The sequence below is a fragment of the Acidimicrobiales bacterium genome, assembly GCA_035533095.1.
In the GTDB taxonomy this organism is placed as follows: Bacteria; Actinomycetota; Acidimicrobiia; order Acidimicrobiales; family Palsa-688; genus DATLUM01.
Genome location: DATLUM010000060.1, coordinates 13,787 through 33,022 on the forward strand (window position 1 = coordinate 13,787; position 19,236 = coordinate 33,022).

18 protein-coding genes and 1 riboswitch are annotated in these 19,236 nt (G+C 65.4%); all 18 genes read left to right on the forward strand.

Features of this window, described 5'->3' with window-relative positions:
- Positions 1-55 precede the first annotated feature (55 nt).
- Positions 56-478: a Holliday junction resolvase RuvX gene (gene ruvX, locus VNF71_08040; GenBank protein ID HVA74500.1), complete on the forward strand. Its 423-nt coding sequence runs from the start codon at positions 56-58 to the stop codon at positions 476-478.
- The gene (gene mltG, locus VNF71_08045; GenBank protein ID HVA74501.1) at positions 475-1,605 is read left to right on the forward strand and encodes an endolytic transglycosylase MltG; all 1,131 of its coding nucleotides are present in this window, start codon (positions 475-477) and stop codon (positions 1,603-1,605) included. Before ruvX ends, mltG begins: the two co-directional genes overlap by 4 nt.
- Positions 1,581-2,492: a shikimate dehydrogenase gene (aroE, locus tag VNF71_08050; protein HVA74502.1), complete on the forward strand. Its 912-nt coding sequence runs from the start codon at positions 1,581-1,583 to the stop codon at positions 2,490-2,492. The genes mltG and aroE overlap by 25 nt, the downstream gene beginning before the upstream one ends.
- A gap of 118 nt (positions 2,493-2,610) precedes the next feature.
- On the forward strand, positions 2,611-3,939 hold the full coding sequence (locus VNF71_08055) for a DUF4388 domain-containing protein (protein HVA74503.1): 1,329 nt from the start codon (positions 2,611-2,613) through the stop codon (positions 3,937-3,939).
- Positions 3,940-3,958: 19 nt separating this feature from the next.
- On the forward strand, positions 3,959-5,680 hold the full coding sequence (locus VNF71_08060) for an ATPase, T2SS/T4P/T4SS family (protein ID HVA74504.1): 1,722 nt from the start codon (positions 3,959-3,961) through the stop codon (positions 5,678-5,680).
- A gap of 51 nt (positions 5,681-5,731) precedes the next feature.
- Positions 5,732-7,291, forward strand: a complete 1,560-nt coding sequence (locus VNF71_08065; protein HVA74505.1) for a PilT/PilU family type 4a pilus ATPase — start codon at positions 5,732-5,734, stop codon at positions 7,289-7,291.
- A gap of 44 nt (positions 7,292-7,335) precedes the next feature.
- A complete protein-coding gene (locus VNF71_08070; GenBank protein HVA74506.1) occupies positions 7,336-8,517 on the forward strand; it encodes a type II secretion system F family protein in 1,182 nt (393 codons plus the stop codon).
- A 50-nt stretch (positions 8,518-8,567) separates the two neighbouring features.
- On the forward strand, positions 8,568-9,704 hold the full coding sequence (locus VNF71_08075) for a Re/Si-specific NAD(P)(+) transhydrogenase subunit alpha (protein ID HVA74507.1): 1,137 nt from the start codon (positions 8,568-8,570) through the stop codon (positions 9,702-9,704).
- Positions 9,701-10,021 (forward strand): NAD(P) transhydrogenase subunit alpha, encoded by a 321-nt coding sequence (locus tag VNF71_08080; GenBank protein HVA74508.1) that lies wholly within the window; start codon positions 9,701-9,703, stop codon positions 10,019-10,021. The genes VNF71_08075 and VNF71_08080 overlap by 4 nt, the downstream gene beginning before the upstream one ends.
- Positions 10,018-11,415, forward strand: a complete 1,398-nt coding sequence (locus VNF71_08085) for an NAD(P)(+) transhydrogenase (Re/Si-specific) subunit beta (GenBank protein ID HVA74509.1) — start codon at positions 10,018-10,020, stop codon at positions 11,413-11,415. The genes VNF71_08080 and VNF71_08085 overlap by 4 nt, the downstream gene beginning before the upstream one ends.
- A gap of 100 nt (positions 11,416-11,515) precedes the next feature.
- Positions 11,516-13,012: a C40 family peptidase gene (locus VNF71_08090; GenBank protein ID HVA74510.1), complete on the forward strand. Its 1,497-nt coding sequence runs from the start codon at positions 11,516-11,518 to the stop codon at positions 13,010-13,012.
- 74 nt (positions 13,013-13,086) lie between these two features.
- A riboswitch (cyclic di-GMP riboswitch) is annotated at positions 13,087-13,175 on the forward strand.
- A gap of 83 nt (positions 13,176-13,258) precedes the next feature.
- The gene (locus VNF71_08095) at positions 13,259-13,819 is read left to right on the forward strand and encodes a prepilin-type N-terminal cleavage/methylation domain-containing protein (GenBank protein ID HVA74511.1); all 561 of its coding nucleotides are present in this window, start codon (positions 13,259-13,261) and stop codon (positions 13,817-13,819) included.
- A gap of 158 nt (positions 13,820-13,977) precedes the next feature.
- Positions 13,978-15,360, forward strand: coding sequence for a hypothetical protein (locus tag VNF71_08100; GenBank protein ID HVA74512.1), 1,383 nt, complete (start codon positions 13,978-13,980; stop codon positions 15,358-15,360).
- Between the two features lie 81 nt (positions 15,361-15,441).
- Positions 15,442-16,224 carry a prepilin peptidase gene (locus VNF71_08105; GenBank protein HVA74513.1) on the forward strand — a complete coding sequence of 261 codons (783 nt, stop codon included), beginning with the start codon at positions 15,442-15,444 and terminating at the stop codon, positions 16,222-16,224.
- 89 nt (positions 16,225-16,313) lie between these two features.
- The gene (gene pilM, locus VNF71_08110; GenBank protein ID HVA74514.1) at positions 16,314-17,978 is read left to right on the forward strand and encodes a type IV pilus assembly protein PilM; all 1,665 of its coding nucleotides are present in this window, start codon (positions 16,314-16,316) and stop codon (positions 17,976-17,978) included.
- Positions 17,975-18,535: a type 4a pilus biogenesis protein PilO gene (gene pilO, locus VNF71_08115; GenBank protein HVA74515.1), complete on the forward strand. Its 561-nt coding sequence runs from the start codon at positions 17,975-17,977 to the stop codon at positions 18,533-18,535. Before pilM ends, pilO begins: the two co-directional genes overlap by 4 nt.
- A 15-nt stretch (positions 18,536-18,550) precedes the next feature.
- Positions 18,551-18,745, forward strand: a complete 195-nt coding sequence (locus VNF71_08120) for a hypothetical protein (protein HVA74516.1) — start codon at positions 18,551-18,553, stop codon at positions 18,743-18,745.
- Positions 18,746-18,858: 113 nt separating this feature from the next.
- Positions 18,859-19,236: type II secretion system protein (locus VNF71_08125; GenBank protein HVA74517.1), on the forward strand; the 378-nt coding region annotated here is incomplete at its 3' end.

Below are 19,236 nucleotides of genomic sequence, written 5' to 3' on the forward strand. Positions count from 1 at the left end.
GGAGGCCAAGATTGATCGCTGCGGGACTACGGACATGATCCCTGCTGGAAGGGTCGTGGGCATCGATCTGGGCTCGCGACGGATCGGTATGGCCGTGAGCGACTCGGCTCAGAGCGTCGCCACACCCGTGACCACGGTCAACCGGTCGGGCGACCTGTCGGCCGACCACAGCGCGGTCGCAGCAGTCGCCGAGGAATATGGCGCCGTGGGGGCGGTGGTCGGGTTGCCGCTGTCGCTCTCGGGTTCCGCCGGTCCCGCCGCTGCGGCCGTCCGGGAGGAGATCGAGTCGCTGCGAAAGGTGTTGCGCATCGAGGTCGAGACCGTCGACGAGCGCTTCACGACTCGGGTCGCCTCGTCCGGCATGCGAGCGGCGGGCCGCAAGGCGCGCCGTCAAAGAGAGGTCATAGACGCTGCCGCGGCCGCCGAACTGCTCCAGACATGGCTCTCCCGCCGGCGCTCCGCGGTGGGCGAATCGTGAGCGACCACCAGGACGTCCTGCCGCCGGGGTACGAGGAGTCGCAGCCGTGGCGCGGGCCGGCCCACAGCGCCCGCCACCGGCGGCGAGAACCGTCCACCGGGCGCAAGTGGCCGCGCCGTGTCCTCGCTGCGGCAGCCGCCTTCGTGGTAGTCGTCGCCGCGGTGGCCATATGGCTCGATTCGCAGATCAACCCGGGGGGCCACCACGGCCCGCAGGTGAGCGTGATCATCCCGAAGGGCGCGTCGACGAGCCGGATAGGCGACCTGCTCGCCAAGGCAGGGGTCATCCACGACGGGACTCTGTTCACCATCTGGGTCCGCCTGCACGGCGACGGACCTCTCTACCCGGGCACCTATCTCCTGGACCGGAACTCGAGCTACGGCCCGGTCATATCGGCCCTGGAAGCCGGCCCCAAGATCTTGACGGACCGCCTCGTCATACCCGAGGGGTACACGGTCCAGCAGATCGCCAACGCGGTCGGCAAGCTCCCCGGCTTGAACCTCTCTTCCGCCAAGTTCATGGCTGCCGCGACCGACGGCAGTGTCCGCAGCCGCTACGAGCCCGAGGGCGTCAACAACCTGGAGGGGCTGCTGTTTCCCGCTACCTACGACGTCCGCCAGGGTGAGACCGAGAGCGAGCTGCTGGGCCAGATGGTCGCGTCCTTCGAGGACCACGCCTCGACGCTCGGTCTCGATTCAGCGGCGTCGTCGCTGGGCATGACCCCCTACCAGGTGATCGCTGTCGCATCGATCGTCGAGCGCGAGGCCAAGCGCGACTCCGACCGGCCCAATGTGGCCAGTGTCATCTACAACCGCCTGCGCGTCGGGATGCCGCTCGGAGCCGACTCGACCCAGACGTACTACCTGCGCCTCACCGATCCGGGGGTTCAGCCCACTGCTGCTCAGCTCGACACGGCCAGCCCGTACAACACGCGCACCAACAAGGGTTTGCCGCCGACGCCGATCGCCAGCCCGGGTGTGCCTTCGTTGCGGGCCGCCACGTCCCCGCCGTCCACCAGCTACCTGTACTTCGTGGAGATCAACCCCGACGGCCGCCTGGGCTTCGCGTCCACCACCGCCGGCTTCATCCAGCTTCGGGATCAGTGCCGGGCCGCCAACCTCTGCTGAGCACGCAGGGAATCCCGTCGGCGACCACGAGCGTCGCCGGGATCATCGGCGACCCGGTCCGTCACTCGATATCTCCCGCCATCCACAACGCGGCCTACACCGCGCTGGGGATCGACTGGGTATACGTAGCATTCGAAGTGCCGGCAGGCAGGGGACCGGCTGCTGTGGACGGCGCACGGGCGCTCGGTCTGGCCGGGCTGTCCGTCACCATGCCTCACAAGGCGGCGGTCGTCGAACGGCTTGACTCGCTGACGCCGACTGCAGAGCGGCTGGGGGTCGCCAACACGATCACCCGCCGGCCGGCCGCGGATGGGGGATCGCTCCTGGAGGGCGACAGCACCGACGGGGGTGGATTCCTCGACGCGCTGCTCGGCGACGACGGGTTCGACCCCGCCGGCCGGCGCTGCCTGCTGCTCGGCGCCGGGGGAGCGGCGCGGTCGGTCGCCCTGGCGCTCGGCGAGGCCGGGGCTTCCAACGTCGCGGTCATCGGCCGGCGCCCCGAAGCCGTCAAGGCTTGTGCGGCGTTGGCCGGACCCGCGGGGGAGGCGGTAGCGCCATCCGAGATGGAGCCTTTCGAGGTTGCGGTCAGGGACGCCGACCTGATCGTCAACGCCAGCCCGGTCGGCATGAGACAGGGCGATCGGCTCCCGTTCGATCTGGATCCCTCCTGGCTTTCACCGCGGCACGCGGTTGTGGATCTCATCTACCTGCCGGCGGTCACGCCGTTGCTTGCGGCCGCCCGCGGCCGGGGGGCCTTCACCGCGAACGGACTGGGGATGCTGATCAACCAGGCGGCCCGCCAGATCGAGATCTGGACCGGCAGAGCCGCACCCTTGGAGGTCATGTCGGCGGCAGCGCTAGCTGCACTTTCGCACCGACCGGACTGACCCGCAGCCTCTCGTGGGTCGAGTTGGGCTGCCGTTGGCGGGCGAGGCCCGATAAGGCTTAGGTCGACCAGGGAGAATGCCGAATGAGAGAGCACCACTTCCATCGGAGGTTTTTCCCGTGTCACTCGAAGGCTCTCTCGAGACGATCGCACTGCCCGAAGTGCTCCACTTGCTCTCTGACACATCCAAGAGCGGCGAGCTCCTGGTGAGCGGCGACCGAGGGGACGGTCGGTTGTGGTTCGACGCCGGCCGCCTGAGCGGTTTCGACGTGCACCGCTGCTCGGACCCCGCCGACGCGCTGTTCGAGCTCTTGCGGGCATCGAGCGGAAGGTTCTCCTTCGACGCCGGCATGTCCCCTCCGGAGTCCGCCAACGGCGTCGGGGAGGACGAGAACGGCGCGGACGTCCGTCCTGTCCTCGAGGTGGCCCAGGCGCGCCTGGAGGAGTGGTCAGGAATCGTCGCGGTGGTCCCGTCTCTGCAGCACAAGGCGTCCCTTTCGCCGGAAGCTCCTCGCGAGAGCGTCGAGATCTCGGCGGAGCAGTGGTCGCTGGTGGTCACGATCGGTGAAGGCCGCACCGTCGGGGATGTCCTCGACCGCGCTGGTCTACCGGAGTTCGAGGGCTGCCGCTCGCTGAAGACGCTCGTCGAGGACGGGCTCGTGGCCGTGTCCGAGCCGGACGAGCTGCCCGTCGTCGCGGAGGACCTGCCGGTCGAGGCTGAGGACCTGTCCGTGGTGAACGAGCCCGAGCCCGTCGACGAGCCGGAGGCAGTATCCGCGGTGGAGCCACAGTCTCTGTCTGATCTCGAATTCGGGGAAGTTCCTGAAGCCCCGGCTGCGGTCGTCGAAGAGGAATCTTCTAGCCTCGTCGTCAACGGCGGCGCCTTCGACGGGCACGACTTCGTCTTCAAGACCCCCGCCCAGCTGTTGGAGGACAGCTACGAGCCGCAGCCCGTGCCGTACCCCGAGCCCCCCTCCAACGAGAACGGCGACCACGGGGTATTCGATGTGGAGTCCGACGACGGGTCGATGACCTCGCGCGCCGCTCTCGAGGCGCTGCTGGCCGAGATCCCCGGCGACGAGGACGGCGAAGGCGCTGCGGAATTCGGCGGCGACGTCCAAGAGCACGATGGTTTGGCCGACCGGGGCCCCTGGACGTCCCAGGAGCTCGCCAGCTTCGACCATGAGGGCGGCTGGCACGACGACCAGCCTGCCGGCGCCGCTGAGCATGAGGAGCCCGAGTACGACTTCTCGAGCGTCGAAGACGTGGAGCCGTCGGCGGCTGCAGCTGCGTCTGACTTCCACTTCGAGGCGGCATCCGAGGGTGACTCCCAGCAGCCCGCCGAGCTCGAGGCGACAGACGAGTCGGAGGAGGAGCTGGAAGAGCCCCAGCCCGAGCCGGTGAACCGGGGTCTCCTGCTCAAGTTCCTGTCGTCGGTCCGTTCGTAGGAGCGGCCCACCCGTGACGATGTCGGCCCCTGCACTCGGGGCGGAGCCAGCCGCCCCGACCGACGACGAGCTACTCGGGTCGCTCCTCGTCGCCGCAGGCCTGCTCACGCAGGAGGTCTGCGAAAAGGCCCTCGCGTGCCGGCAGGAGCGAGGCCAGGATCTCGCCCGGGTCCTCATAGACGACAACCTCGTCTCCGAGACCGATCTCGTCGCCACTCTCGCCAGGCACCTCCGGCTGGAGTTCGTCGACCTGTCGGAGTACCCGATCGACGCTGCCGCCGCTCGCCTCATCAGCGACTCGATGGCGAGGCGTTACCTGGCTCTGCCGATCGGGTGGTACGAGGGTCGCCTTATCGTCGCGATGGCGGATCCGTCGAACGTGTTCGCGGTCGACGACATTCGGACCGTCACCGGGGCGGAGATCAGAATCGCCGTCGCCACCGGCGGGTCGGTGGTAGCCGCAATCGGCCGCTTCCACCGCGTCGACAGCGAGGCCGAGGACATCAGCGCCGAAGCCGCGAGCTCCTTCGAGGGCGAGGTGGACCTCTCGCGTGTCCGCGAGATCACGGAGGACTCGCCGATCGTCAAGCTGGTCAACCTTCTGGTCTCCCAGGCGATCTCCGACCGCGCGTCGGATATCCACATCGAACCGGGTGAGGACGACGTCCGGGTGCGCTACCGCATCGACGGCGTCCTGCACGAGGTGATGCGGCCGCCCAAGCGCATCCAGTCGGGGATCATCAGTCGCCTGAAGGTCATGGCCGACATCAACATCGCCGAGCGGCGGATTCCGCAGGACGGCCGGATCACGACGATGATCAATGGTCGCCACGTCGACCTGCGCGTGGCCACGCTTCCCACCGTGCACGGCGAGAAGGTCGTCATGCGGATCCTTGACAAGTCCACGGCCCTGCTGAAGCTGTCGGATCTCGGGTTCCTGCCCGACAACATGGCCCGCTACGAGGAGTCCTACCGCAAGCCTTACGGGACCATCCTCGTCACCGGACCGACGGGCTCGGGCAAGTCGACCACCCTGTACGCGACCCTGAACATCCTCAACGACGAGAGCAAGAACGTGATCACGGTCGAGGACCCGGTCGAGTACCAGCTGCCGGGAATCAACCAGGTGCAGGTCAACTCCAAGGCCGGCATGACCTTCGCTGCCGCGTTGCGGAGCATCCTGCGGTCCGACCCGGACATTGTGCTCGTCGGCGAGATCCGGGACCGGGAGACCGCTGTCATCGCGATCGAGGCGGCCCTTACCGGCCACCTGGTGCTCTCGACCCTCCACACCAACGACGCCGCGACCACCCCCTCACGGCTCGTCGAGATGGGAGTCGAACCCTTTCTCGTCGGCAGCGCGATCGACTGCGTTGTCGCCCAGCGTCTCGCCCGGCGCCTCTGCGAGAAGTGCAAGAAAGCATTCCGGGCCGAGCCGACCGACATGGTCGCCCTAGGTTGGGACGTCGAGCGCCTCGGTGAGGTCAACCGATCGCACGAGATCTTCAAGGCCCACGGTTGCGGTGCCTGCGGCGGGACCGGTTACTACGGCCGGCTTGCCATCCATGAGGTCCTCCAGGTCACGGAGGAGGTCGAGCGACTCATCGTCGAGCGCGGCCACTCCGACGAGATCCGCAAGCTGGCGATAGGTCAGGGGATGCTTACCCTGCGTCAGGCCGGGCTCCAGCAGGTCAACGCAGGAGTCACCTCGGTCGAAGAGATCCTCCGCGTCGTGGCCTAGCCGCCACTGTTACTGCTACAGGCGCTTCGCATTTAGTCCGAAGGGATTGTCATGATCGCCGCATCACGCGTGGTGGGGGAGTTCCTCGTATCCCGCAAAGTTCTGTCCCGTGATGCCCTCGAGGAGTCCCTCGTAAAGGAAGCCGAGACGGGCATACCCCTGACCAAGATCCTTTCGTCGGAAGGTTTGGTCGGTGAACGTGACCTGATCGCCGCCATCGGCGATCACCTCGGGGTGCCCGTGTGGGACCCCGACCGGGACCCCATCCCTTCCGTCGTCGCCGGCATGCTTCCGCTCGCTCTGTGCCAGAGGCTCAGGGCGGTCGCCGTGGGTATGAGCAACACCGTCCTCCGCGTGGCGATGGAGGATCCCAGCAACCAGGGTGCGATCGACCAGATCAACAAGGAGACGGGCTGGACCGTACAGCCGCTACTCGCTGCCTCTTCCGACATCAGCCTGGCGATCGAGGTCCTGTACAACGTCGACGATGCCACCACCCCGGTATCCAATGTCGACGAAGAGCCGGGTGTCGCGACCGAGCTGCATCTCAACCAGCTGCTCGCCGAGATGGTGGAAGTAGGCGCCTCCGACCTACACCTGAGCGCGGGCCTTCCTCCGTGCATCCGGATCGACGGTGCGCTCCGGCCGATGGAGGACCACGAGGTTCTCACACCGTCGGAGACCCGCCGCCTGGTCTACGGCGTACTCGCCCAACGTCAACGGGAGAAGTTCGAAGCCGAGCTCGAACTGGACACCTCGCACTCTGTCCCCAATGTCGGCCGCTTCCGTCTCAACGTGTTCGTCCAGCGTGACTCGGTGGGTGCGGTCCTGCGTGCCATCCCGTTCAAGATCGTCCCGCTCGACAAGCTGGGCATCCCGCAGGTCGTGGCCGACCTGGCGAAACTCCCCCGGGGCCTCGTCCTTGTGTGCGGCCCAACCGGCTCAGGCAAGTCGACCACCCTCGCTTCCGTGGTCGACATCGTGAACTCGACCCGCCCGGAGCACATCATGACGGTCGAGGACCCGATCGAGTTCGTGCACTCCCACAAGCGCTGCGTCGTCAACCAGCGTGAGGTGGGTGAGGACACCAAGTCCTTCGCCGCCGCGTTGAAGCACGTCCTGCGCCAGGACCCAGACGTGATCCTCGTCGGTGAAATGCGCGACCTCGAGACGATCTCCACTGCTCTGACCGCAGCCGAGACCGGCCACCTCGTGTTCGGCACGCTCCACACCCAGGACGCCCCGCAGTCGATAGACCGTGTCATCGACGTGTTCCCCGCCCACCAGCAGCAGCAGATACGCGTGCAGCTGGCGTCCGCCCTGCAGGCGGTCGTCTGCCAGCAGCTGCTGCCGAAACTGGGCGGTCGAGGACGAGCGGTATCCGCAGAAGTCCTCATCGCCACCCCGGCCGTGCGCAACATGATCCGCGAAGGCAAGGTCCACCAGATCTACAGCGCCATGCAGGGCGGTGGGAAGTTCGGCATGCAGACGATGGACCAGTCACTGGCCGATCTAGTGCGCAACTCCAAAGTCTCGCTCGAGGTGGCGCTCGAGCGTTGCCACCACGAGGACGAGCTCCGCCGGCTCGTTACTGGAGCGGGGGCGAACTGATGCCGACCACGTACGCCTACAAGGTCCGAGACAAGGCGGGGAAGGTGCACTCGGGCACCCTCGACGCCGACAACACCGCTCTCGTAGCCAACCGGCTCCGCCAGATGGGTTATGTGCCGATCGCAATCGACAAGAAGGGCGCCAGCGTCAAGCGGGAAATTGCCATTCCCGGCATTACCAATCGGGTGAAGCTGAAGGACATCGCCGTCTTCAGCCGCCAGTTCGCGACGATGATAAATTCTGGTTTGACACTCTTGCGAGCCTTGTCGATTCTCGTGGTGCAAACGGAGAGCAAGTACTTCTCCTCTGTCATCGACGCACTGCGGTCCGACATTCAGTCAGGATCGTCCCTTTCGCAGGCAATGGGTCGCCATCCCAAGCAGTTCAACCGCCTCTACGTTGCAATGGTTCGAGCCGGAGAGACTGGAGGCAACCTGGACATCACGCTCAACGAGCTCGCGACCACCATCGAGAAGCAGGTCGAACTCCGAGGCAAGATTCGATCCGCTCTTGCTTACCCCGGCATGGTCATGGCGATGGTGCTTTGCATCCTCACGGCGATGCTTGTGTTCATCGTGCCGATCTTCAAGAAGATGTATGACTCTCTCCAAGGCACGCTGCCGCTGCCCACCCGGATACTCGTGGGCGTTTCCAACATCTTCGTTCACGCGTTTCCGTTCGTGATTCTGGCGGTCATCGGAGCGGTCTTCGGCTATCGGCGGTGGGTTCGCACAGCGGCCGGGCGGCAAACGCGAGATCGGCTCTTCCTGCGTGTCCCGGTGTTCGGCGGACTAGTGCGCAAGACCGCCATGACACGCTTTGCCAGCACCCTCGCGACGCTCCTTTCATCAGGCGTGCCCGTGCTCGAGTCACTCGAGATCACGTCGGAAACCGTGGGCAACGTGGTGGTGGCAAACGGAGTGCAGGCGATCGCTGAGGGAGCCCGTAAGGGTGACACCATGACTCGACCGCTGGAAGATCATCCGGTGTTCCCGCCTATGGTCACTCAGATGATGGCCGTTGGTGAGGAGACCGGCGCGCTCGACACCCTCCTTCGTAAGGTCGCCACCTTTTATGAGCAAGAGGTGGAAAGGACGGTCGACGCCTTGACTTCTCTACTCGAGCCCCTCCTCATAGTTGTGCTCGGCGGTGCCGTCGGATCGATGGTCATTTCCCTCTACCTACCGATGTTCGACATCATCAAGCTCGTCGGCAACAACAACTAGCCGCAAGGGGTACACCTCCGCGGGTGCACCGCATGGCAGGATGCACGGCGGTGAGCAACTTGGTCGTGCTTCGAGAAGACGCTCCTGGCGAGCGGCGGGTCGCCTTGGTCCCGTCGGATGTGGCCCGCTTGGCTTCGCTGGGGGTCCACGTCGAGGTGGACGCCGGCGCAGGCGAAGGTGCTGCGCATACCGACCACGAGTACCGGGAAGCCGGAGCTGAGGTGGCCGACCCCGGGCGGGTCCTGTCGGGGCGTCGCTTGGTGGTCGGGATCGGACCTCCTACTGCCAAGGTGGTCGACCGGCTCGTCCCTGAGTCCATACTCCTGTCGTTCCTGCCTCCTGCGACCCACCTGGACGTCATAGCGCGCCTGCGCGAGCGGCGGGCGACGGCGCTGTCGTTCGACCTGGTGCCGCGCATCAGCCGTGCGCAGAGCGTCGACGCACTGAGCTCCCAGGCGAGCGCCGCCGGTTACCAGGCGGCCGTACTGGCCGCAGACCGGCTCGGCCGGATGATGCCGATGCTCATGACCGCAGCGGGGACCATCTCCCCGGCACGCGTGCTCGTGCTCGGTGCCGGTGTCGCGGGATTGCAGGCGATCGCCACGTCAAGGCGTCTCGGGGCTGCTGTAAGCGCATATGACATCCGTCCAGAGGCGGCGGAAGAGATCCGGAGCCTGGGCGCGAGATTCGTCGAACTCCCGATCGAGGCATCCGAAGGCAGCGGTGGTTACGCGGCGGAGCAGACGCAGGAGTTCGTCGAGAGGCAACGGGAGCTGGTTGCCTCAACCGTCGCCGAATCGGACGTAGTGATCACCACGGCGGCGGTGCCCGGTCGACCGGCACCGAAGCTCGTGACGGCCGAGATGATCGAGAGGATGCGGCCCGGCTCGATAGTCATCGACCTGGCGGCGGCCTCCGGAGGGAACTGCGAGCTGACACGCGACCGGGAGGAAGTCATCAGGTCAGGAGTCACCATCATCGGCGCGAGCGACCTACCATCCCACGTGGCGACGTCCTCGAGCGCGCTCTACTCCCGCAACGTCGTCAACGCCGCGCAACTGCTGCTTGCCGATGGCGAATGGGTCGTGGACACAGCCGACGAGGTCGTCGGCGCCATGTGCTGTGTTGCCGATGGGGCCGTCCTGCACGAGCCCACGAGAATCGCCCTGGAAGGAGGCCGATTTTGATCACCACGGGGCTGGACATTCTCGTCGTGTTCGTGCTCGCCGCGTTTCTCGGTTATGAGGTGATCTCCAAAGTTCCGAGCATCCTTCATACACCCCTGATGTCCGGCAGTAACGCAATTCACGGGGTGATCCTCGTGGGTACGATGGTCATCGCCGACGAGGCGCACGGGATACTCCAGATACTCCTGTCGTTGTTCGCCGTGATACTGGCGACCCTGAACATCGTCGGCGGTGTCGTCGTCACCGACCGGATGTTGGAGATGTTCAAGGGCCGCGAGCGGCCTTCGACGACGAGCGGATCGCAAACCGGAAAGTGATCGCCTCGACGATCCCCAACAACAGCCTCGTCGGGGGCTACCTGGTATCGGCCGCTTGCTTCGTTGTCGCTCTGAAGGCGCTCAGCTCACCCAAGCGAGCCCGGTGGGGGAATCTCATCGGCGTCGGAGGAATGGTGGTCGCCGTCGGTCTGACCCTCGCCGACAGCCACGCTGGTCCCGGAGGGATCATCCCCATCGGTATGGTCATCGGCGCTGTTATCGGCGCACCTGTTTCGCGCAGGGTCCGCATGACCGCCATGCCCCAGCTGGTCGCCGTGTTCAACGGCGTAGGTGGTGGAGCCGCCGCGATCGTGTCGACGGTCGACTTCCTGCATTCCCAGCCGGGTCGCCCTGGATCGGTTCACATCCTCGAGATGGTGTTCGGGCTCGTGATCGGCTCGGCGTCGATCTCTGGCAGCTTCATCGCCTTCGCCAAGCTGCAGGAGCTCCTGACCGGCCGCCCGATCACGTTCCCGGGCCAGCATGCGGTTCACGCCGCTGTGGTGACCGCCGTGGCTGCTGTCGGGGCTTGGACGATCATAGATCCGCACCTTCCGGGCTTCGCGCTCCTCGCGGTTCTGGCGGTTGGGCTCGGGGTCGGGCTCTGCCTGCCTGTCGGTGGCGCCGACACACCGGTGCTGATCTCGATGCTGAACTCACTCACGGGCCTCGCGGTAGCGGCGGACGGGTTCGCACTCGACAACATGATCCTCGTCGTCGCGGGAACTCTCGTCGGCACGTCGGGAGCACTTCTGACCAAGATGATGAGTGACGCCATGGGCCGCTCGCTGTCCAACATCATCCTCGGGGGTCTGACGACGGCCGGCTCCACCGAGCTGCTCGGCACAACGGCAGGTGCCCGAACGGTTCGCTCGGCGGGTCATGAGGACATCGGACCGCTGCTGGCGTTCTCGCGGAGGGTAATAATCGTCCCCGGCTATGGGTTGGCGGTCGCCCAGGCGCAGCACACCGTCGTCGAGCTGGCTCGAGAGCTGGAGAAAAGGGGAGTGGAGGTGTCCTATGCCATCCACCCCGTCGCAGGCCGCATGCCCGGACACATGAACGTCCTGCTCGCCGAGGCGAACGTGCCGTACGAGAGCCTCGACGATCTGGACGAAGCGAACGCAAAGTTCGCCGGGGCGGACGTGGCTCTCGTGGTGGGTGCCAATGACGTGGTGAACCCCGCTGCCCGCGACGACCCGGGCAGCCCCTTGTTCGGCATGCCCATTTTGAACGCCGACCAGGCCACCCATATCGTCTTCATGAAGCGCTCCATGCGCCCCGGGTTCTCCGGTGTCGACAACGCCCTTCTCTACGACCCGAAGACCGTGCTTCTCTTCGGTGATGCCAAGGAGTCCCTCTCGAAGCTGTTGATCGCGATCAGAAACACCTGAGACGAGCATTCAGGCCCACCTCGTCGGAGCCGATGAATTGGGAGTCCATTGGGCGGGTTCTGGGCTTTCTGGGTTCTGACGTATGAGAGGGTTTGCACCGATGGGTTTGAAGGCGAGCGGCAGGCGGCTGCGCGCTGGCGTAGCAACCGTATTGATCCTTTCGGCGGCGGGACTGGTCAGCCCCGCCGTAGCCGGCGCGTCTTCAGGTTCCCAGCCCGGCGCTCAACCCACTTCCGGTTCCGGTACCCCGGCGTCGCCGGTCCTCCCCTCTGTCCCCGCGCTTCCGGCGGTCCCGCTGGATGTCACAGATGGTTTCCCGGTGCAGAGCCTCTACCAATTGGCCATCTCGTTGAGCTCCTCGGCAGGGATGAGCACACAACTTCGCTCGCAGATCGCGGCCACGCAGAGGGCTCTGGACACCTCTACGGTGGCAGCGCGCCAGGCGAGCCAAGCAGCCGCTGATGCAGACGCCCGCCAAGCAGCCGCAGCGGCGCAAGCCAAAGCTGCCGGCGCCGCCTACGCCGGCTTGAAAGGTGCTCTCAAACAGGCCGTGGTCTTCATGTACACGGCGGGCCCGACCTACGTCACTGTCAACCCGCAAGCGGGAGATCGGCTCGCGTACGCCGCCGACTACGCGGACACGGCGCTGACACCAGGCGGCCTGCTCGCAACTCGCCGTTACGACGCGTCGGTACGTGCCAAGGCCCTCGCCGAGGCGAGCGCGGCGCAGCGCGAGGCGGACCAGCAGGCCAAAGCCGCATCGGACGCTCTCGCGGCCGAGCGCGCGGCCCAGGCGTCCCTCGAAGCCGAGTTGGCCGCCGTGGACCTGCAGTCGGGCCCGGAGTTGCTGGCGGAGCACACGACCCTCGCCGGGCAGGCCGGTCAGGAACTGGTCAACGGCACATCGCTCGAGTTCACCCCGCCTGCGCCGCTGCCGCCGCCCCTTCCCACCACGGTCGTCGCGATCGGATGGGTCTTCTCTGAGCTGGGCAAGCCCTACCTGTGGGGCGGCACCGGGCCGGATGAGTTCGATTGCTCAGGCCTCACGCAATACGCCTGGCACCAGGCGGGAGTCGACATTCCACGTGTAGCAGCCGACCAGGACTCCTGGACGGTACCCGTACCGCTCTCGCAGCTGATGCCTGGCGACCTCGTGTTCTTCGGCCACAGCGACATCCACCACGTCGGGATGTACATCGGCGGCGGCCTGATGATCAACGCACCGCACACCGGCGACGTGATCCGGGTGAGCTCCATCTGGTGGTCTGATCTCGCAGGGTTCGGGCGAGTCCACGACCCGAACACGCCGATCCCGGTCCATTTGCCGCCCACGGCGTCGAAGCCCGCCGCCCCCTCCGTGGTCCCGGTGGCCGGGCTCGTGCCGTCGCAGACTCAGCCTCCGCCAGGCTGGCAGCCGCAGCCGGGTTCGACCACTCCGATCCCTGTCACCGATCCCGCCGGTTCGCCGAGCGCGGAGAGCACCACCACTACCACGATCGCCGGCGCTGCCCCCCCGAGCACAACGTCGCTTCCACCTGTGAGCACCACGGTCACCGGAGGCACGGCGACCACAGTCCCGGGGGCTTCCGGCAGCTGAACAGGTTCGGGCGCAAAACGCGAAACCCCTCAGGTCGGCTTTCTGGACGCCGATGTTGTGGAGGCGAGCAGCGCTCGAGAAAAAGGCAAAGCCGTCGAGAGGCGGTGGCGCAAAGCCACGGGACCGGACGTCAGATGCGACGAGGGTCAGCCGGGCTGCCTGGAGCACTCAGCCCAGTTTCGGGGTGGGGCAAAGGGGATCGATAGCAGGGCTCGCTGTCATGAACCGAACCGAAAGGCAAACCTAATGCTGGAATCCATCAAGCAGCGCCTCGGCCGTGACGACGAGCAGGGCTTCACCCTCATCGAACTCATGGTCGTCGTGCTGATCATCGCCATCCTCTTGGCGATTGCCATTCCCACCTTCCTGGGCGCCCGTAACTCGGCCAACGCCCGCGCCGCTCAGTCAGACCTGCGCAACGCCCTCACGGCCGAGCAGACGGCATGGACCAATACCCAGACCTTCAGCAACGACACCACCACAACCGGCATGGCCGGAATTGAAGGATCGCTGACCTGGACGACCGGCGCACCGGCCTCGGGCAACGAGGTCTCGGTGACCGTCGGCGACGTCGACAGCTCTGGCAACTACCAGGCTGTGGCGCTGGAGGCCACCGGCAAGGACCACAACTGCTACACCGTGCTTCAGAGCAACGACCCTGCCAACTCCTTCACCGCCTACAACGTTGCCACGGGAACCTGCAGCGCCGCTGGGACGGTGCCGACGATCAGCGCTACTGCGCCGACCATCAACGCCACCGGGACCGCCTCTGCTAACCCGGGCACGGGCTACTACAAGAGCTGGTAACCAGCCCTAACAACAACCTTGCCCTGTAGCACTAGGGCATAACTAGAGAAAGGAGCCCCGCCCTTGAGGCGGGGCTCCTTCGCGTTCAGCGACCGAGAAACGGGGTCGAGACCCACGACCGCCCTCAATTTCCTCGCTGATTTCGCCGATAGTCCGTCATGCCCCTCGCACCGGCGCGTTCGTACCTTTCCCGCACCGCCGAGATCTCGGCCCCGACCGATAGGCAATCGCTGCGCTGGCATGGATGGCGCTTCGCAGCAGTTGTTTACGTCTTGGTCGTTGGGCTCTGTTCCTTCGCAACATTCGCGCTTCCCGATCTCCTCGGCTACCACCAGTGGCTGGCCCTCGGAGATGGCAAGTGGACGATCGAGTCGGCGCAGTGGGTCTCGTGGGGCGGGATCGGGTCGGTCTATTCCGCGAATCCGCAGTTCCTTCCCCTTCCTGGCTTTCTGATCATCCTTGCTCCCGCGGTCGCCCTGGGAAATCATCTTGGCTTGGTCACGGGTTACCCATACGCACTCCGATACCCCTCAATGCTCCTTGTCGCGGGTCCTGTATTCTTCCTGACCGGATCGACAGCGATTCTCGGAGTCGACTACCTGGCGGACACGCTGCAGACATCGCGGTTCCGTCGCAGGGTTATCGTTGCTTCGACTGGCCTGCTTGTCGTGATCCCGACGACCGTGTGGGCGGGGCATCCGGAGGATCTCGCGGGCATCGCTCTAGCGTGCGCTTCATTGGCTGCGCTGCTTCGCAGGCGGTATCTGGGAGCTGCGCTCCTGCTGGCGTTCGCTGTCATGATGCAGACCTGGGCAGGCCTGCTAATCCCGATCCTGATAGCGGCGACGCCCGCCGGGAAGCGTGTTAGAGCACTCATCTGGTCTTCACTGCTACCGGGTCTGACCGCTGCGTTGCTGCTGGTACTTGACTTCCATGATGCCTTTCGGTCCCTCATAGTCCAGCCAATGCAAGGGAACGGTCAGCACCTTCCGTGGTGGGGCCTTGCCCACAAACTGACGATCATGCAGAGCGGCGTTCCCGTGGTAGTCCGTGTCGGATCGGCCTCGAGGAGCCTTGCTGTAGTAGCAGCCTTCGTCGCAGCCATAATCGTCTGGAGGAAGCCCACCGCGCAGACGATCCTGGCTGCGGCCGCAACCGTTCTTCTTGCCCGAGGTGCATCCGAGACCCAGTTCTGGTCGTATTACCTGGCACCGGCTGCAGTGCTGATGGCGGTAGCTTCAGCGACGTCGGGGGTGGAGCGGCGACGGTGGACATTGGGCGGGGGGTCGGCGCTCGTGGCCTACTGCTGCGCTGCGGGCGGGTACGACGCCTACTCGTTGCCCGGGGCGACGACCGTGCTGATGCCGCCGTTCCTCGCACTCGGAGTCCTGATTGCATGCGGTGCCGGGGTTGTGATTGCCACCCGATCCCGTACGCCCGCGTCCGATCCGCGGTTGTTGAGCCAGTCGCAACTCGCCCCCGACGATTTCAACGGGCCGACTAGCTGTCCAGAAGCCGCTCTGGAACCGTCACTTCTCTAGCGAAGCCGCGGTCCGCTAGTCACAGCAGGACGGTCGCGTAGCCTGCGCTCTGTCGGCCAACCGAGAGAGGTTTACTGGAGCTTGTTCCCCCTCGTTGTAGTTGTATCCACGGTCCTCGGCCTTGCTGTCGGATCGTTCTTGAACGTGGTTATCTACCGGGTACCGATCGGGAAGTCGATCGTCACGCCGCCTTCGGCGTGCCCCACCTGCGCGACCCCAGTGGCTCCTCGAGACAACATCCCGTTGCTTTCGTGGATGATCCTTCGGGGGCGGTGCCGGAAATGCGGTACTCCGATCTCGATCCGTTACCCCGTCGTTGAGGGCTTGACCGGCCTTCTCTTCGGCCTCGTCGCTGCGAGATTCGGTGCCAGTTGGTCACTGCCGGCGGAACTCGCATTCACCGGAGCGCTCCTGGCGCTCGCGGCTGTCGACTTGGAGCGCTACCTCATTCCCAGGAAGATCCTCTATCCGGCGTCGGGCATCGTGCTCGGCGCCTTGATAGTCGCGGCAGGCGCTCGAGATCAGTGGGGACGTTTCGGTATTGCATTGGCGTGTGCCGCGGCCAGCTTCGCCTTCTTCTTCGCCATCAACTTCATACGGCCAGCGTGGCTAGGTTTTGGTGACGTGCGCCTCGCCGCGCTCATCGGCCTCGCTCTCGGTTGGTTGGGGCCCTGGACCGTAGTGGTCGGTTTCATGGCGGCCAACCTCACCGGGGCGTTTGTGGGCATCGCCCTCATGGCCGGAGGCCGGGCCAACCGGAGAACGGCGCTTCCGTACGGGGTGTTTCTTGCCGTCGGCTCCCTGGTTGCCCTTTTGGTTGCAGCGCCGGTCATCCACTGGTACTCGGGGCGTCTGGTGCACTGACGAAGGTCAGAACCAAAGAGTAAAGCCGTAGCCGAGCGCGCCGATATCTCACTCGTGAACAGCGAGCACCTGAGCGCGTAGGAGGATCGGTGGAGACAAGCATCGGTCTTGACATCGGCTCCTCCGCGGTAAGAGCGGCGGAGATAGGAATAGACAAGAATCAGCGTCGCCTTTGCCGCTACGCGCAGATTGGCCTTCCTTCAGGAGCCGTTGTAGACGGGGAGGTGGTGAACCCAGGGGTAGTGACGGAAGCTCTCCGTCGACTCTGGACGGAAGGGGGATTCTCCTCGCGTAAGGTCGTGCTCGGCGTATCCGGACACAGGCTGATCGTGCGCCAAGCTGACGTTCCTGCGCTCAACGACGAGGACCTCCGCTCCGCACTCCGCTTCGACGCCCAAGAGCTCATTCCGATCCCCATGGACGACGCTTCCTTTGATTTCCAGGTGATCAGCCGTAACGAAGCAGTGGATGGCTCGGACCGGCCGATGATGCGTATTCTCATGGCAGCTGCCCACAAGGAGCTGCTCCGGGGACATCTGACAGCGCTGAGGGCCGCAGATCTCGAGGCGGTTGCCATTGACGCCTCCCCGCTGGCCCTCATGCGTGTTGTTGGCGAGAGCGAGCCCGATTCGGGCGTGGAAGCTCTCGTCGCAATAGGAGCGGAGCTCACCACAGTGGCGGTTCGCCAGGGCGGCGTCCCGCGCTTCATCCGTAGCCTCGGCGTCGGCGGCTCTAAGTTGACCGTCGGGATCGCGAATGCCATGCACGTCGACTATGGCGTGGCTGAAACGCTCAAGCGGGGCGGTGCACCAGCCGACTCCCCGCAGCTCGTGCAAGCCCGTAGGGCCATCACCCACGAGATGCGTGACCTCGGCGAGGACGTCCGAGCGACCATGGACTTCTTCGTATCCCAAGCTGAGGGTGCACACATCGAACGCCTGCTGGTTACCGGTGGTGCGTCCCAGACGGAAGGTCTGGTCGAACAGCTCGCCGGCGGGCTAGATATAGAGCTGCGTCGAATCGATCCATTCGCCTCGCTGGTCATAGGCGATATCGGTCTTGATCCCAACGCGATGCAGTGTGCACGAGCCAGTGCCGCGACTGCCGTCGGTCTAGCGCTCTGGACTGCCGAGCGTCCCGGTTCTCGCATGTCCCTCCTGCCGGGGGAAGTCGCCGCCGCCCAGAAGGCCCGCCGTATGGCACTGCTGGCGGGTGCCGGAGTCGTCGGAGTTGCAGCGCTACTGGCGTTTATCGGCGCCGGCGAGGCCTTTGCCGCGCACCAGGCGAGATCACAACTTCACTCGGCACAGCAACAGGCGTCGACACTGCAGTCAAAGGTCGCCCAGCTCCAAGCTCAGACCGCGATCCATAACCAGGTTGCCAGTCGGGCTCGTTTGGCCTCAGCCGCACTGCAGGGCGACGTCGACTGGGTGCGCGTGATCAACGAGGTAGAGGCTGCCACCCCGCCGGGCCTTTCGATTCAGTCGTTGAGCGGCACTCGGAGCACCGCATCTGGCGGCGCCACTTCTGCGGGATCGTCTGGGGTCGGCACCCTGACCTTCAGTGTCTCGGGGAGCGGCGGCCTCCCAGCAGTCGCCGCGTGGGTCGATGGACTGCACGGCGACCATTCGCTGCAAGGAACCTGGGTGTCGGGTATTACGACCACCTCCAACGGTGGGAGTGTCACCTTCACCTCGAATAGCAATCTGACGACCAACGCGCACAGCGATCGAGCAAAGGCGGTTCAGCCATGATTACGGCGAACAGGCGGGTGCCCTTCATGGCCGGCGCTGCAGCGCTCGTCCTGATCGTAATCTGGTATTTGGCACTTTGGAGCCCTCAGGCAAAGAACGTGCATGTCGCAAACAAAGCCCGCGCCGCAGTCGAGCAACACATAAGCCAGCTGAATTCTCAGGTCGGTCAGCTCCAAGCCCTCGTGAAGCAAATCCCGGCCGATAAGGCGCGTTTCGCACAACTCGCGACCGCCGTACCCGACAACCCGCAAATCGACCAGGCCCTCAATCTTCTTCACCAAGCGGCGGTCTCCAGCGGTGTTGTTCTTGCGACGGTAGGGCCGTCACTGCCCGTCGGCGCAGCCGGTTCGGGTTCGAAGACCCAATCTTCGGGAGCCCCCTACGTGACCCTGAGCCTGGGAGTACAGGGAACTGCGGGGCAAGTGAAGGCCTTCCTGGCCGCCCTTGCGGGGCTGCCCCGGACGGTCGTGGTCGACAGAGTGTCGGTGACCACTGGCAAGGGGTCCTCGGCCACCATCTCGGCCCGCATCTTCTACGCCGGCCAGCCTACGCCCTGACTTCAGGAGGCGAGCATGATCGACGCGTCACGCAGCCCTCGGCCTCTGTGGAAGCGAGTGACGGCGCTCTTGGTACTCGCGTCGGTGATCGTCGCGGCCGCCTGGGTGATATGGGTGAAGGAACTACATCACAGCGACGTCCACCTCCGGGTCTACCAGCCGGTGGGCACCAGTATCTGGACCGATGGCGCTCGGGCGCGACTGATCTAGGCGGAAGGCAGCCAGTGTCCTCCGAGGCAGTGGAGGAATCCGGTCTTGCCGGTAGAAGTCCACTAAACGCGACGTTCCTCAAGCGGCGCCGCCTTTCCTCCGATAACTCCGGAGTGGGCAAGGCTCTTCAGCACGAACGCGACGAAGGCTTCACCCTCGTCGAGATGTTGATCGCCTTGATGATCTTCGCCATCGTGATGTTGGCGCTCGCTCCGGCCTTCTACGGGCAGCTGAAAGCCGCTGCCGCGACGAGCTACCGAAGCACCGCCAATGGTCTTGCCGTGGCGGCGATCGAGCAGATGCGCTCGTTTCCCTATTACGAGATCGGATACAACCAGTCGGACTATTCGACGTCGGGGAGCACCGCTCTCAGTTGCGTATCCCCGTTGAACACGTATCAGACCGGTGGGACTGCGCCGAGCTGGAACAGCGTGGCCGGCCTGAAGCCTGTGGAACTGTCGAGTGGGTCGGCCCTCGACGACATCAACAAC